This is a genomic window from Chryseobacterium sp. 2VB (genome assembly GCF_005503635.1).
In the GTDB taxonomy this organism is placed as follows: domain Bacteria; phylum Bacteroidota; class Bacteroidia; order Flavobacteriales; family Weeksellaceae; genus Chryseobacterium; species Chryseobacterium cupriresistens.
Window position 1 is genome coordinate 1 of sequence record NZ_SCNC01000030.1, and the last position, 14,891, is coordinate 14,891.

Here is a 14,891-nt window from a genome sequence, read left to right on the forward strand (position 1 = left end):
TTTAAATAGTACAATTCTGTTAATTTTTTAGTGCTATTTTTTTCGGAATAAATAGAAACTTCATAGTTTTCATTGATAGAAAATACCTTAACTTCTTCGCCATCTCCATTGCTATTACTTATTTCCAAACCATCTATTAATTTACCATTTTGTGTTGTAATTAGATACATTAATTCACTATCTCCACTAATATTGCTTATGATATATAAGTCATAGTTACCGTTCGATGGAAGTTTGGCCATAGCATCTATACCTAACTGATATTTTTGTTTAAATAATATCTCAATATTTTTTTCAGATTTTGCCTCTAATTGGATTTTAGTCCCAATATCTTTATAATCAAATGGTAGCAGTTGTTTTGATACTGAGTTTTTCTGAGTGTTTTCTATCTTACTTTCTCTTTGCAATATACATTCATCAGGACTATAAAATAGTCCTTGTGGAGACTTAATAACTTTCCATTTTAAAGTACCGTCATTATTAATGATAATTTCTGCTTTTCCCTTATCATTTTGACTACTGAAAAAACTATAAAAATCAACAATAATTTTTCCTCTATTTACAGTTCCTTTAACATTATATTCTATGTCATTTTCACAATCTATTTTCCCACCACTATTTGCAATTGCACAATATTGAGCTTTTATATTATTATCAGTTTGAATTATATTTAATGTAAACATTTCTTCAGGGACAGTTGAATTTTGATCCTTTTTAACATATTTCCATTTCCCTGATATATCAATGAAATTTTTATCAGATATTTTTATTATTGAATCTTTTAAATTTATTTTATCACCATTAATGGCTTTCGAATTATTCTCTTTACAGCTTAAAAAGAAAGATATAAGAGGTAATAAAGTTAAAAAGGGTTTCATCATTTAGTTTTATTTATTCTTTTTCTAATTCCTGCCAATCTTTATTTATAAATCTCTTACTTTTTATAAAATATTTTTTATTCTCATTTTTTAAGTAAAAGTCATCGATATCATCTTGATCACATTTTCCTTTTGCATGTAAAATATTATCCTCGTTAATTAAACGATATTCTCCTTCACACCAATAATCTTCCACATTTTTTGCTCCAATACTTAAAATTGCTTTTTGGTTCGATTCGACCGTTATTGAATAAAGAATATTTGTTTCATTATTATCAAATTGACTGATGGCTTTGGTTGAAATTTTATAAGAGCCTTTCCAATCATTATTGCTAGTTGTAAATTCTGTATTTTTAATACTTTGATTGTCAGTTGTATTGCTGTCAATATTTTTTGTTTCAGTTTCTTTTTTTACTGTTTTCTCTTCTAGCTTCTTTGAACATGAGAGAAATATAATTAATAATAGAATTGAAAAGGTTTTTATCATTGTGTTTTATTTATAAGTTTTTTATTCAATTTCATTTCCATATAATGAAAGTTTATTGAAAAAATCACTGTTCAAATTCTCTATATATATGTTTTGAAGTTCTGAAGCCCAACCGGATGTTTCTTCTTTTTTACCATCAAAAGATGATGTAGAATAAAACTTTCCGGTAATAAAATTAAATGATTTTGAATAATTTTTTTACCTTTTTTATAGCTTAAATCATATCCGATAACCTGTATTTTTTTGTTCTTATTATCAAATCTAAACTTCATTTTTTCAATTACATTTTTTTTCTCGCCGGAAATATTAGGCTTTGTAACTTGGTCTGCATAATCTACTCTAATGGTAATAATTTTATTATTAATAATAGGATCACTTAAATAATAATCAGCTTCAGTATTGTTATATAGAATACTATTGTTTAATATAGGGATTTCAACCGTTTTGTTTAATGAAGATAAGTCGATTGATAGTATAAAACTAGATAGTTCCGTATTTTGTTTTGCCTTAATTATAGCTTTATCTTTAATATGATCATCATCAAAATATGGTGTTTCATATTGTGTTTCATTGGTGTCCATAGCCCTCACATTGTTCTCTTTACAGCTTAAAAAGAAAGATATAAGAGGTAATAAAGTTAAAAAGGGTTTCATCATTTGATCAAGTTATTTATTCAGATTTTATTCTACTTTTATGAACATATCCTTTTTTACCTGCCTTAGAAACCACTAACCACCAATCTCCGTTTTGGTCTAAAACTTCAACTTCTTCACCTGTGTTGATTTTTTCCAGGATTTGGGAAGAAGAGTTTTTCTCCTTCCTTAGATTGGTAAAACCATCACTATCCTGAATGATAAAATTGGTATTACTTTCTTTTTGGTAAATGTATTTCACATAGTCTTTTAAAGTAGGTAAATCATAAAATTTATTTTTTTCCAGATTTGATTTATATGTTGGATTTTTATTTAAATAGCTCTCAATATCACCTTGTATTCCAACTCTTAATTCTCTCTCAAATAAATAAGATATTGTTTTTTCAGGTTCAAAATATTCTTTTGGAGATGATGATATTTTACTTATAATATCACCTATTCTTAAATAACCATCACCTTCTTTAGCATAAGAAAAGTCTTCAACTTTACCTTTATAAATAATAGTTTCTATGTCGTCAAATATTTGTTTTTTCAATTTTTTATACCCGCCAGAATCTATAAAAATTAACTGCTCCATATCGGAAAGACTATTAAAATCGAATTTTTTAAATACTGATTCTACAAGCTTTTTATCCTTATTGTATCCATAGTAAACAACTAAATCGTATAAAAGACTGGAATTGTTTGTTTGCAGCCAAACATAAGATACGGGAGTATTATAAAATATATAAGAATTAAAATGATACAACAAGTCAGGATTCATAAACTCTGGTTCGGCAGCACCAGCATCCTGAATGAAAATAAATTTATTTTCTTTAATAGCTACCTCTGGAAACATTGCCGGACGTAAAGCAATTATGGAATTTTTATAATCTTTCAAATTGAAAGAAAATACATCCAAAATTTTTTGATTAAAGGTATTTTCATCAGGAAATTGAAATTTTCTTTGCTCTAATACTTTTTTTGCTTTATTGATAAATTCAGGAGACAGGTCATCATAGTTTGATTTTGTGCCGTCTCCTGCATCTGTAATGTTACAAGGTTTGTCTTTTAATGAGTTTATTTCTTTGATATTCTGCAATTGAAGTTTACTTTCTTGTCCAGTGCAAGAAAGTACAAATGAATACAAAAGAGCTAAAGAAATGTTTTTTATCATTTGTGTTTATTTTAGAATCCAGCAATCAATTGCAGAAGTTCTATCTTAATCAAATTGTAATAATTATTTTTATTTTTTTAATATTACATTTTTTAATCCATACTTTTTTTCTGTGTATTCACTCTCAAACAGTAATTTGCCTTTATCATATTGAAGAATACCAAAATAAAGTGGTTTATCTGCATCACCAGTGTATCCATTAATCACCTCTGAATATTTTAAAAATATTTTTCCATCAATAGTCTTAACTTGTTTAAGCAGGTATTGATTATACATTTTCCCCATATTTCCAGATTCTGTATAAATGATCGAATCTTTATCAATTTTCAATGAAATTCCATAATCATCTAACTTCTCGTTGGTTGCAAAATATTCTCCTGACGGAATTGAAATCTGTTGTTTTGATAGTGGAATACTTCCTACAATTTTCTGTAAATCAGATTCAATGGTTTGGGTATTAAGGTCATCTTTTTTTTCTTTATTCAGTACGCAGCTTTTTCCCTTTTGATTATTGACTGTTTTAAAAGAGATTCCCTGTTTTTGCTCAATACCTTCAATTTTTTCTTTTGAAAAACTTAAACAATTAGGATCATTTGTGCTAATATTTTCGAGATAAGTAATTCTATCTTTATCAAAAGCATAAACGTTAAAAACGGGGTATTCTTCTGTATAACCTGGTAAAAGTAAAAAACCTTTATTTATGCTTGAATTATATAAAATTTTAATATCTGCTTCTGCATCTTCATAAGAACTATCATAATTGAAATTGTAAGAAATTTGATGCCAATCAGAAATTATCTTATCATCTAATTTATACTGTAAATATGTTCTGTCTTCAACAAATTTTAATGTATAAGTAATATTTTTAAATTTTAAAACTAAACTTTTTAGGTTTGTATTTTGATAATCGCTTTTTTTATCAAAAGAAATTTCAGAAAATATGATATTTTCTTTCTTTAAACTTTCAGATAGTTCCTTCTTTTGGTTAGGGGTTTCTTTACAACTTGATAATGTAAAGAAAACTAAAAGAAGTATTGTAAACATGTTTAAAATAATGCTATTTTTTACCATATAAATTTTTAATTCTTGTTTTAGCCGTTTCTTTTTGTAAATTTAATTCATTCTCTGATTGCTCATGTGGTGCTTTAAAGTGAATGTAGAATCCAGGATTACATCTATAATTTAATCCCATACCTACTGCATAGACAGTTGTAAATATTTCAAAATGTAAATGTGGAGCGCAAGTTCCTTTTTCAACACCTGAAACTCCACTTTTTGCAATAACTTTTCCTGCATTTACTTCTGTTCCTTCTTCAACCAAAACTTGTTCTAAATGTGCATAAAATAAAAATATATCTTTTGTTTTATCAAAATTACTACTTTGATTTATTTCTCCATTAGAAGGATAGAGTAGTGAATAATCTCTTTTATGATTAAAAAATGATTCTTTATCAATTATCTTTATTGTCATAGTATTACCATAGCCAGCATGCCATTTTACTTTATGAACAATTCCTTTTACACATGCATACACATTACTTCCTGGTATGACAAATAAATCTAATCCTTGATGTTTGCTTCCATTTCTAGTATTTCCAAATAATCCCCAATGTTCTCCAATAGTTCCTTTTCCACCACCTCCACTTTGCATGTATAAGGTACAGATTGGATTATCAACTGGATCATGCCATTTATTTGTTTTTACAGGTTCGAGTTTTGTTTCTTGTGCATTTTGACAAGTAAACTTTTGTACCTTATTTTGTTTACCTTTATCGTACCATATTTTTATATTTTCCGCAATTTCCCAAACATAAGTTTTTCCTTTTTCTTTTGCCTCTTTATGAAATGATGGGTTTGCAGCATAACCGACATTTCTCCAATAGTTAAGATTTTTAATAGCTTTTCCATTTTTGTACGAAATGGGTAAACTATCATCAAAAACAATATGATTAGGCTGATTCCCTTTTCCGCAATCAACAGGAAATAATACAGCTAAATAAAAATCTGTTAATGTATTTAGCTTTCCTCTAACTAATGGCAGATATAAATATTTTTCAATATAATCTAACTGCTTTATCTGATCCATTGCTAACAACTCTGTTCTTGTAATTTTCAAATCAGTAGCTGCATCTTTTCCGATTTGCAATAAACCAACATATCCTTCTTCATCTTCATTTTTTTTCTTTTTAAATGTTCCGCATGTAGGATCGAAAGTTCCTCCTGTTTCATGAGCCATGGCTGCCATAAGATTGTTGGGATCAATGCCAGCTCTTTTACTTATTTGAAATACTTTCTTCCTAAACTCACAACTTACTTTTCCACCCCATATTAAGTCTTTGTATTGTTCCTGACATATACAACTTCCTGGTTTATCTGGTTTTTGTGTATTCTGCACCCCCGCCGCACTTTTCACCTTCTCCACCTGCATCAGTCCTTCCGAATTTACCCCAAATTTCTGAGATTCCGCAGAAAGATCCTTGGAGATAATTTCGATGAAATAATTTTGTGTACCGGAGTCAGGGTCACCGATAGGGGAGTCTATTCCTTTTCCGAAAATGTCTTTGGTAATGACAAATCCTGAAGTATCACATACATCGGCAGGAATTTTAATATTTCCGCTTCTGTAAACTTCATCATTGGAAGTGGTATCATATTCCCAGACTACATATTGGATGTGTTTTCCCACCATATTTTTGGAGTGGATTCTTACCCTAACTTTATCTCCTACAGCAACTTTGGAAAGTTCATTTCCTTTATCATCTATGAAAACAGCTTCTATAATATTACCTTTAGGATCCGGCTGTTTGGGACCACCTCCTTGTCCGGCCGGGAATTTTGGCGTGTGTTTCTCAGGTTGCGGCTTGGGTTTTGGCTGATTTTGAGGCTGCCCTTTATAATCAGGGTTGGCTACATCTACATTCACCTGGCTGGCTCCCTGAATTTGCCCTGAATAAGTGGCTGTAACATAATATTCATGATTCGCGCCTTCATTCCTGTCACCTTTCATCAGAAACTGATTGGCCATCTGACGAAGGATTTTTTCATCAGACATCAGGGGTATTGACACTTCTGCAATCCCTTTTTCATTGACGCGAGCCTTATAGCTGCGGGTGTGACGGTTGTTTTTGTTAATACTGGCATCGTGCCCTTTTCCAGGAGCGTCATCTTCCCAAAGATGAAACTCAATCTCTTTATTAAACATTGCAATACAATGAGCCTGCGCAATAAGAGTATCGCGGTAGCTGGCTTTATTGACGTCTTTTGCTCCTCTGTTGAAGAGTACTACTTTATCAATCTTCGGAACTTTGTTGCTTGTTGGTATTAATACACAGCTTCCAGCCAGTTCTCTGGTAGAGGGAAGACCAGGTAAAATACCTTTTTTAGTTTCATAGACTTTCATTTGAAACTCTATTCCCAGTGCTATTTCCCCAAAGTTGTACGTTACCTTCTCACCGGTCTTTGGCTTTCCGGTGATGTCTTTCCAGCTTCCGTTCTTTTGTTTCTTAAAAAGATACCATTCATAATCACCTTTAAGACCAAATGAAAGGCCTGAAGGTTTTATTTCGTAGGTATAGGTTGTTCCTACCAGAGGATTCTGATTCCCAATAATAGTTCCTGTCATGGCTTAGCTGTAATAAAGTTCGTCTGTATCTTTTGTATCTTCCTTGAATTCATCAAAATCCACAACAGGATTATAAACCTGCTGTTCCTGCGTATTTGCTTTGGGAACCTGGCTTTTACCGACTTCGCTTTGCTGTCCGTGTTTGAGGATGGTAATTTTCCCTCCCGTACTGCACATGAGTTCTGAGATTTCCGTAAGACAGCTTTTCCCCATCACTTTTACTTTTTCATACGTCTTCTGCCACTTTCCGGCTGGAGCATAAGCACACGGAAGATATCCTCCTGAAGTTGGCTTGAGCTTGCATTGTCCAAACGGCTGTGCCGCAGGATCGAGCTGAAGATCATCCTCTGTTACGGCCAGATAATCAGCGTTTCCTTCTTCATCATTCCAGTAGTGTTTCTGATGGCTGGTCACTTTAAATTTTGGAAATTTAAATCCCTGATTACATTGCACGGTTCCTTTCTGCACAATGAAATATTTTCCTTCATGAGGACTAGAACCACTGTCTTCTTTTTGATCTTCCTTTTCTTCTTTATCACTTTGTTGTTCCGTTTTTCCGGATGACTGCTCTTCATTTCGTGGAGTTTCTTCCGTTGAATTCCCTTCATAAGAACCTACATTTTCTGTAGATTCCTCCTGGGAAGATGCAGCTATATTTTGAGGTTCTGTTTCCTCAGCCATGAGCTGTGGATCTTCCGGAATCAAGATCGTTTTTCCCGGAACAGGTTCCTGCATGACATCTTCCGGCGGACAGTGGAGATTATGGTAAGTTTTTAAAATACCTTCATTTTTCAGCTTAAACTGCCGGGCCAGAGAACTGAAAGTATCGCCTTTTTGTGTGACATAATTTTTCATATTATCCTTGTGTTATATTGATGTGATGTTGGTGTATCAATACCTCTTCATGACTGAGTAAAAACGAGGCTTTAGCCTGAAGAAGATTCTTATTTTTAGTGTGAGTGGTGTATTCTAATACAATATTTCCTGAAGCAGGTCTTGCAGCCGGTTTTTTGAGCCTGATCCCGCGCATGATCTCCTGTGAGGTACATAATTCAGTGATTTTTCCATGTAAAATAGTCAAAACAGAGTCCTCTTCTTTATTTTTATGTTCAGGTTTGATTTCACAGGCTACCGGAAATGAATTTTGTACAAAATAAAAAGATTCTGTCCACTTTATTTTTCTCCTGAACCAGTCTGTTTGGGGAAACAGAGTCTGAAACAGCAGTGTGCTCTGAAATTGCTGTAATAAAAACGCTTCATTGCTGATGTTCCTTTCAAAAGAATCCATATAATTTCGAGCGACTTCACCTACATAAAACTCTTCAAGATCTTTACGCTGTCTGCTAAAAGTTTCCGTGATTTTTTTATGATCTGCCAATCCTTTTATCCTGCCATGTTCATTAAGAATAAATTCAAGCGGCATAATACTTTTCATGCAGGCTATCGAAAGGCCGCTTACCTTATCATCCGGTTCATTTCCTCCGGATTTAAAGTCTCTCTGACTGTAGCTAAGGATATACAGACCTGTGTTTTGGTCTTTTCGGAGATTTACATCAATGGTATAATCGATGTTAACTGAAGATTCGAAAGAGGTTTCAAAAGTCTCATTAATACTATAAGTTTGGGCCCAAAAGGAATCAGAGAACTGGCCGGGAAGACTGTTATTCCTTTCATTTTCCTTCTGTGATTCTGTTTTAAAATGAGTAGGGACAAAAATATTTTTAACGTCATTAAGGTTTTCAAACCAGACTTTATCCATTTTCGGGCAATGGGAATTATGAAACAGCTTAAGCTCCTCACCGGTCATACCCAGCCGGGAAGCGATGGAGGTGAGCGTGTCTCCGTTTCGTACCTGATATTGTAAGAAATCAATTTCCATCCAATGTGAATTATCAGATAAAGCTATTAAAAAACACTGTTGGAAATAAATTTTTGGGGTTAAATTTTAAAAATTGTAGTAGAATTACGACATGAAACTGATGGTGTGAAGAAACCACTCCGAAAACGACCCCGTCAAAAATTCTTTGAATTTTCGCCACCTCTCCGGAGGATGGGAATTGTACGTCTTCAATTGTGATGCTGGTCAGGATTGGAGTTTTGTTGATGCTTTTCTTGTTGGTTTAAAGTGGCTGGATTTCTACGGAATGGCAAACTAATGGTAAGACAAGTATTCCAATTGTATCATTCTGTAGGAATCTTAGCTGGTATAAGGATTTTCAAAGCTAAAACAGTTATTTGTAACTTTTGTGGTTTCATTATATGCAGTACAACCAAAAGTTATTATTAATTTTAAAGCTACAAAAAAGAAAATATGAGGAATAGATTCTTGCATGGAGTTTTCATAATATTGATCAGTTTGAGTTTTGCATATGCTCAGAAGTCCGGAGATCAGTCGCCCGTTTTTTTCACTATCCAAGCACAGGATACTGTAAAGAAGGGAGAAGCATACAATGAGAAAGATACAACAGGAAACAAGAGTTTAAAAAATAGGATAAAACCTATTCAGGCAAATTTTAAAAGAATCAATTCCGTGACAAAATGGACTGCTGTCAAAAAGAAAGATATTGAAGGAGAATCTGCAGAAGGCGGGGAGGCCACATTTTATTACACAGATGAAGGTCTGCAAAAGGTAATTGCGAAACATTATGGAGAAATCGGGCAGAAGCTGACAGAATATTATCTTCTTAACGGACAGCTTTCTTTTGTTTTTGAGAAAGAGTATAGGTATAACCGGCCGCTTTTCTATAATGCTAAAGCAATGAAAGAGAATAAGGATACGGAAGCCTTTGATTTCAATAAGTCCGAGGTTATCACAACAAGGAATTATTTTGAAAACGGAAATATCATTATGATCACCAATACTACAGGACGCGGATTTAGTATCGGTGCGGATTATCCCGCTGAGCAGGAGGAAAAAATCAAAGAGGATTTTAAAAGGCTTCTGAAGCTTGTAAACTAGAGTAGTGTTATGATTTATCAGCCTTGATAATATTGAGCCTTTCTTCCACCTCATTGATTCTTTTAAGCCAATAGTTAATACCTTCCTGATTGGTCACTGTTTCTTTGAAAGCATTACGGTTGACGGCCCATAGGTGTGAGCTGTTTTTCTGATAGTCCAGTTCGCGTTCTTTTTTATTTTCAGGCTCTATGCGGTATCTCCAGAATACCAGAGATTTCATGTATTCTGAACGAACTTTTTCCAGATGATCAATAATGGCCTTCCGGTCCTGAGGAATATATCCGGGACCAGAGCATCCACATGAATGAAAAGTGATTCCAACCGTATACAAATCCCGGATATGAGCCCATTGCTTATCATCATTTTTGGGCGGGGATTTAAAGTCAAGTCCCATATTGGCCATCAGATTCCCACATTCCGGACACTTGGCTTCCACAGAGGTCTGAGCATCCCGGTCCACATCTTTCAGGTGGCGGCGTTTGAATGTTTTCTGGCAGTTGAAACAGGCATAATGACCTTTGTAAACCATCATGGCATATCGGCACATAGTGTTCTCTTATTCTTTGGTTATAAGTTATTTTTATTTGTTTTCCTCCTCATTAAAATTGATTCCCATAAAGCTGGCGGCGCTTCTCGGGTCGTAAACCGACCACACATCTCCCCAGGGAAATCTGAAGGTGCAGCCGGGATAAGGTTTTTTCTTTTTTTGGGTGGGTGATATTCCAAGGACTTTGGTCAGGAAAGTATTATTCCGGCGGAAAACATTCATTTCTTTTTCCTCTGTCCATTCATTCCAGTCTTTGGCATCGGTCTTTTCAGAGGTATTCATATGGATGAGATCCAATTGATCTCCAAAAAAACACAGACTGAAAGATACCTGGTAGCCTGCTATTTCTATACTTTTAAAATAATACCAAAAATATCCGGTTTTTACGTCCCACAGATCATGATACTTTTCTTTATAAAAATCAGACTGTTTCAGCTGATCAAGACTCATTCCTTTATAAAGTGTGGTAGCAAAGGCTTCCAGCTCAATAACTCCATTTTCACTGTTAATCAGCATGTCCCAAAAAATTGAAGCTATAAATATACCCGTTTTTTCTTTACAGACAACGACTAATATTTACAGCTTCAATAGAAATAGAAATATCGGTATGTGTTAAGTGTTATGGATTTGATATTATTAATGTTGATGGGATGTCAGACAGCCATAGACTTTTTGTATCAATCAGGTTTTTCCAGCTTTTACTGCTGATGAGCATCAGATCCTGAGAACCCAGAAAATCTTTTTCAATCTTTTTCTCATTGTACAGCGTGATGTGATTGGGAGCTACCTGTTCAATGCTTCTGATCAGTTCTTTTACTTCAATATTATTTCGGATCTGTCCTGCCGCATCCAGAATGATAACCTGGGAATTATTGTTATTAATCAGCCTTTTCGCATATTCAAGAAGGTAAAAATCACTCAGATTGAAGATCGGAACAAATACTTTGTCGGCTGCTTTAAAGTCCTTTTCCACCAAAATTCCTACGGGAATATTGGTTTTGTCGAGAATCTGAAGAGTAAAATCGTCAAAAGGAGAATTGTTGAATATATTTCCTTTGCCTTTTACCGTGTTCAATAGTTTTTCAGGATTAATAATTTTGGTGGTAAAGCCTAATAATCTTCCTAATAAACTTCCCTCATACATAGATTTTCCAAGCATGATCAGGAGAAGGTCATAATGTCCTTTGTTGGTAATGCTGGTAAGATCACTTTCGATATCAGTAGACGCTTTGAAGAGGGTAGTGACTTCCAGATTCAGATCTTGAGAGGTTTCAATGACATTCTGAAACTGTGACTCTTCATACTCGTTGATGTCATAGGCATGCATTTCATCTACCGGAGCAATATTCATCGCAGTGATGCTTTTATTACCGTTCATTTTATGGGTGAAATTGTGTGCAAGTTTCAACAAAGTACTTCCGGATTCCGGTTTATCAAATGAGAGAAGAACGCGGTATTTGGAATCATTATCCTGAACAGACTCGTCCTGATTCTTTTTAGATTTAAAAATAAAATTAATAAAATCCAGCGCCGGCCCAGTCATGAAAGTAGTGAAGAGCGCCATGATTACAAGCATTGCAAAAATTTCAGGACTTAAAACGCCAAGGTCATATCCAATGTTGAGTACAATAAGTTCCATAAGGCCTCGTGTGTTCATCAGAGCTCCTATCGTCAGACTTTCTTTCCAGTTAATACCTACAAATCGTGCCGTCAACGCACTTCCTGCAAACTTTCCGAGAACCGCGGTCAGAATAATAAATCCGGCGGTCATCCACAGATGACTGTCGTTAAGAAGGCCGATCTGGGTACGGAGTCCTGTGAATACAAAGAATAATGGCAGCAGAAGTACTAATGCCACATCCTCTACCTTATCAATAAAAAGGGTACGGAACTTTGTATTTTCCGGCATAATAGCTCCCGCCATAAAAGCTCCGAATAAGGCGTGAATACCAATGACCTCAGTAGCGTATGCAGACAGGATCAGAGTCAGGAAAAAGATAGCCACCATGGGTTTGCTGATCGTATTTTTTCCGGCCTGAAGGTCTCCGACTCTTTTCAGGAAGGGTCTTACAATTTTAATCATTAAAAATACATAAGCAACAGCCATGATAATCACATAGATAGAGCTTGCAAAAGAACCTGCTTTTACAATAGCAATTACGGCAGCAAGAATACACCATGCGGTAATATCATCGGCAGCAGCACAGGTAATAACAATTGTTCCCAGTTTGGTTTTCTGGAGGTTTCTTTCCTGTACGATTCTCGCCAGTACCGGAAATGCTGTGATACTCATCGAAATGGCTATAAATAAAGCAAAAGAGGTAAACTGGATACCATCCGGAGCAAATTCCTGATACACAAAATAGGAAAGTCCTATTCCCAGAGCAAAAGGAATAATAATACTTGCATGGCTGATGACAACCGCATCATGAGCTTTTTTCCTTAATACACTCAGATCCAGCTCCATTCCAACAATATACATGAACAGGATAAGACCTATCTGGCTCAGAAACTGAAGGTTGCCTAATGATTCTTTTGGGAAAAGAAAGGCGGAAAACTCAGGGAAGTACATTCCCACAAGTGAAGGACCGAGTACAATCCCTGCAATCATTTCTCCGATAACCGTAGGCTGTTTTATTTTCATACAAATCCATCCGAAAAGCCTTGCTGTCATAATAATCGTGACAATTTGTGCCAGTAATAGCGCAAGCGGATGGTGAAGATTGGTTTTAAAGGATTCCAGGAAATTATCCCAGGTAGAGCCGCTGCTGGTATTGGCAACGATATTTTCTTTTACTTCCAGCGTCTGCCCTTCGATGATGAAATAATACATCAGAGCGGAAAAGACTGCGATGGTGGTAATGTAGAAAATTAAATTTTTGTATTTCCCCAAATTCATGATTCCAATATTTTATGCAAATTTGATAAGAATATAGTTATGTTAAATATCCTTTTTTTTTAAATGTAACGAATGCTCTGAAAAATGTAATAAAATCTATATGAAAGAATATTTCATTATAAAATCAAATAAATTTATGCAAAAGTAAAGGGATTACTTACTGAAAAAGGGGAGTTGTAATAAAGGACTTATATTCTGTAATGAAACCGGAAAGATTTGAAAAGATCTATTTTCCGAAGAGCTCCATCAATGAATTTTTATAAGCATCTCCGATCTGAAGTTTCAGAAAAGAGTGATCTTCCGCATGAATGGTGGTAATAATTTCGTTGGTTGAAAATACCTTAATGGAAGACAGCGCAATGATTTCTTTTTTATTCACCTGAGCAAAATCTTTTGATGGCAGCATTTCCAGAAGGTTTTTGAAATTCAGGTTTTTTAAAACGATGGTTGTTCCGTCAATAAGCATAATATCTTTATCCCTGCTGTCGATTTCAGAGGTTTTGATGTAGGAAATCTGTTCTGTGAATATAACGGTTTTTCCAATATTGGTATTCCACTCGATAAAAGTTTTTTTAGGAGCATTTTCTACCAGTTCTTTAGCTTTTTCGAAAGCTTGAATCAGTCTTTCTTTTTTGATGGGTTTCCTTACATAATCCACCACATTCAGATCGAAAGCTTCAGCAGCATATTCTTTGTAAGCTGTTGTAAAGATGATTTTTTTAGAACCTGAAATAATCTCAGCCACCTGAAGACCTGTCATTCCGGGCATTTCAATATCCAGAATGCACAGATTACAGTCGAGGCTGTCTATTTCATTCAAAAAAATTTTAGGATCATTGAATGCTTTTACCACCTCTACATTCTCAATCTGCTCGCATAGAAGTTTTAAATAGCTGATCGCCAGTAATTCATCATCCAGAATAACGCATTTTATCATAGAATTCTCCTAAATTGATTTTTAATTCCGCCGTAAATATTCCGTTTTTTGAGCTTCTTTCCAGCTGATAATAGGTACTGTAGATCATTTTAAGCCTTTGATCAAAAGACTGGCTTCCAAAGCCGCTTTTTTCTTTTTCCAGAATATTTTTAAGAGACGCTTTATTACTGACTTTCATAGTGAAAATGCCGTCTTCAAGTTCCATATAAATAGAAATAAAAGAATCCTGAGCCAGAAAATCTGTATGTTTGAAGGCATTTTCAATAAGATCCACAGAGATCAGCGGAGCAAATACCTTTTCTTCATACAAAGCATCAGATTTATTGATTCTGGATTTAATTCTGAAGTCAAAAAGTGGATTGATCTTGATTTTATTAATCTCAATAAGGCTTAAAGCAAAATTAAGCTCTTCTTTCGGGCTTACATACTTATTGTTGCTTTCGTATAAAATATAATCAAGCACATTGGCCAGCTTATCCAGTGACATATAGGTCTGATAGGCATGAGACTGCACCGAATTCAGAATATTTTTAAACAAATGCGGATTCAGCTTTGTGCCGATATGTTCCAGACGGACTTCATTCAGGCGCTGCTCAATAAGTTTATTGGTTTCCGATAATTTGGTATTCCTCTGTTTCAGCTTCTGATTCTGGCTGAAGAGATAAATACTGATAGTCAGAAACAGGAAAATGGCAAAAACTCCGATGAATATCAGATAATCATGAATCATGTAGTAATTGCCGTCCATAGCTT

The 14,891-nt window shown here is 34.4% G+C and carries 15 protein-coding genes; 2 read left to right on the forward strand and 13 right to left on the reverse strand.

The window, feature by feature from the left end:
* From FFS26_RS19795 to FFS26_RS19830, 8 genes are all read right to left on the reverse strand, one after another.
* The coding region (locus FFS26_RS19795) for a hypothetical protein (RefSeq protein ID WP_228449466.1) at nucleotides 1-881 on the reverse strand (881 nt) is incomplete at its 3' end.
* Between the two features lie 10 nt (nucleotides 882-891).
* Complete coding sequence (locus FFS26_RS19800) at nucleotides 892-1,365, reverse strand: hypothetical protein (protein WP_110009224.1); 474 nt, start codon at nucleotides 1,363-1,365, stop codon at nucleotides 892-894.
* Nucleotides 1,366-1,445: 80 nt separating this feature from the next.
* Entirely contained in the window at nucleotides 1,446-1,946 is a 501-nt protein-coding gene (locus tag FFS26_RS19805) for a hypothetical protein (protein ID WP_110009225.1), read from the reverse strand.
* Nucleotides 1,947-2,034: 88 nt separating this feature from the next.
* A complete protein-coding gene (locus FFS26_RS19810; protein ID WP_137905918.1) occupies nucleotides 2,035-3,174 on the reverse strand; it encodes an SH3 domain-containing protein in 1,140 nt (379 codons plus the stop codon).
* A gap of 69 nt (nucleotides 3,175-3,243) precedes the next feature.
* Nucleotides 3,244-4,218, reverse strand: coding sequence for a hypothetical protein (locus tag FFS26_RS19815; RefSeq protein WP_110009227.1), 975 nt, complete (start codon nucleotides 4,216-4,218; stop codon nucleotides 3,244-3,246).
* A gap of 13 nt (nucleotides 4,219-4,231) precedes the next feature.
* On the reverse strand, nucleotides 4,232-6,796 hold the full coding sequence (locus FFS26_RS19820) for a M23 family metallopeptidase (RefSeq protein ID WP_137905919.1): 2,565 nt from the start codon (nucleotides 6,794-6,796) through the stop codon (nucleotides 4,232-4,234).
* Nucleotides 6,797-6,799: 3 nt separating this feature from the next.
* Nucleotides 6,800-7,651 carry a PAAR-like protein gene (locus FFS26_RS22645; protein ID WP_171006358.1) on the reverse strand — a complete coding sequence of 284 codons (852 nt, stop codon included), beginning with the start codon at nucleotides 7,649-7,651 and terminating at the stop codon, nucleotides 6,800-6,802.
* A gap of 1 nt (nucleotide 7,652) precedes the next feature.
* Nucleotides 7,653-8,675: a LysM peptidoglycan-binding domain-containing protein gene (locus FFS26_RS19830; RefSeq protein WP_137905920.1), complete on the reverse strand. Its 1,023-nt coding sequence runs from the start codon at nucleotides 8,673-8,675 to the stop codon at nucleotides 7,653-7,655.
* Between the two features lie 145 nt (nucleotides 8,676-8,820).
* Here FFS26_RS19830 and FFS26_RS22910 point away from each other — a divergent pair, with 145 nt between their 5' ends.
* Both FFS26_RS22910 and FFS26_RS19835 read left to right on the forward strand, forming a co-directional pair.
* Nucleotides 8,821-8,952: a hypothetical protein gene (locus FFS26_RS22910; RefSeq protein WP_262710329.1), complete on the forward strand. Its 132-nt coding sequence runs from the start codon at nucleotides 8,821-8,823 to the stop codon at nucleotides 8,950-8,952.
* Between the two features lie 155 nt (nucleotides 8,953-9,107).
* A complete protein-coding gene (locus FFS26_RS19835; protein ID WP_137905921.1) occupies nucleotides 9,108-9,755 on the forward strand; it encodes a hypothetical protein in 648 nt (215 codons plus the stop codon).
* Between the two features lie 7 nt (nucleotides 9,756-9,762).
* Here the strand turns inward: FFS26_RS19835 and FFS26_RS19840 are convergent, their stop codons facing one another.
* The 5 genes from FFS26_RS19840 to FFS26_RS19860 all read right to left on the reverse strand — a co-directional run bounded on the left by FFS26_RS19840 (nucleotide 9,763) and on the right by FFS26_RS19860 (nucleotide 14,886).
* Complete coding sequence (locus FFS26_RS19840) at nucleotides 9,763-10,302, reverse strand: hypothetical protein (RefSeq protein WP_062671280.1); 540 nt, start codon at nucleotides 10,300-10,302, stop codon at nucleotides 9,763-9,765.
* A 33-nt stretch (nucleotides 10,303-10,335) separates the two neighbouring features.
* Nucleotides 10,336-10,818: a hypothetical protein gene (locus tag FFS26_RS19845; RefSeq protein ID WP_137905922.1), complete on the reverse strand. Its 483-nt coding sequence runs from the start codon at nucleotides 10,816-10,818 to the stop codon at nucleotides 10,336-10,338.
* Between the two features lie 103 nt (nucleotides 10,819-10,921).
* Nucleotides 10,922-13,195, reverse strand: a complete 2,274-nt coding sequence (locus FFS26_RS19850) for a cation:proton antiporter (RefSeq protein WP_137905939.1) — start codon at nucleotides 13,193-13,195, stop codon at nucleotides 10,922-10,924.
* A 232-nt stretch (nucleotides 13,196-13,427) separates the two neighbouring features.
* Nucleotides 13,428-14,138 carry a LytR/AlgR family response regulator transcription factor gene (locus tag FFS26_RS19855; RefSeq protein ID WP_137905923.1) on the reverse strand — a complete coding sequence of 237 codons (711 nt, stop codon included), beginning with the start codon at nucleotides 14,136-14,138 and terminating at the stop codon, nucleotides 13,428-13,430.
* Nucleotides 14,113-14,886, reverse strand: coding sequence for a histidine kinase (locus FFS26_RS19860; RefSeq protein WP_120233115.1), 774 nt, complete (start codon nucleotides 14,884-14,886; stop codon nucleotides 14,113-14,115). Before FFS26_RS19860 ends, FFS26_RS19855 begins: the two co-directional genes overlap by 26 nt.
* Nucleotides 14,887-14,891: the final 5 nt, after the last annotated feature.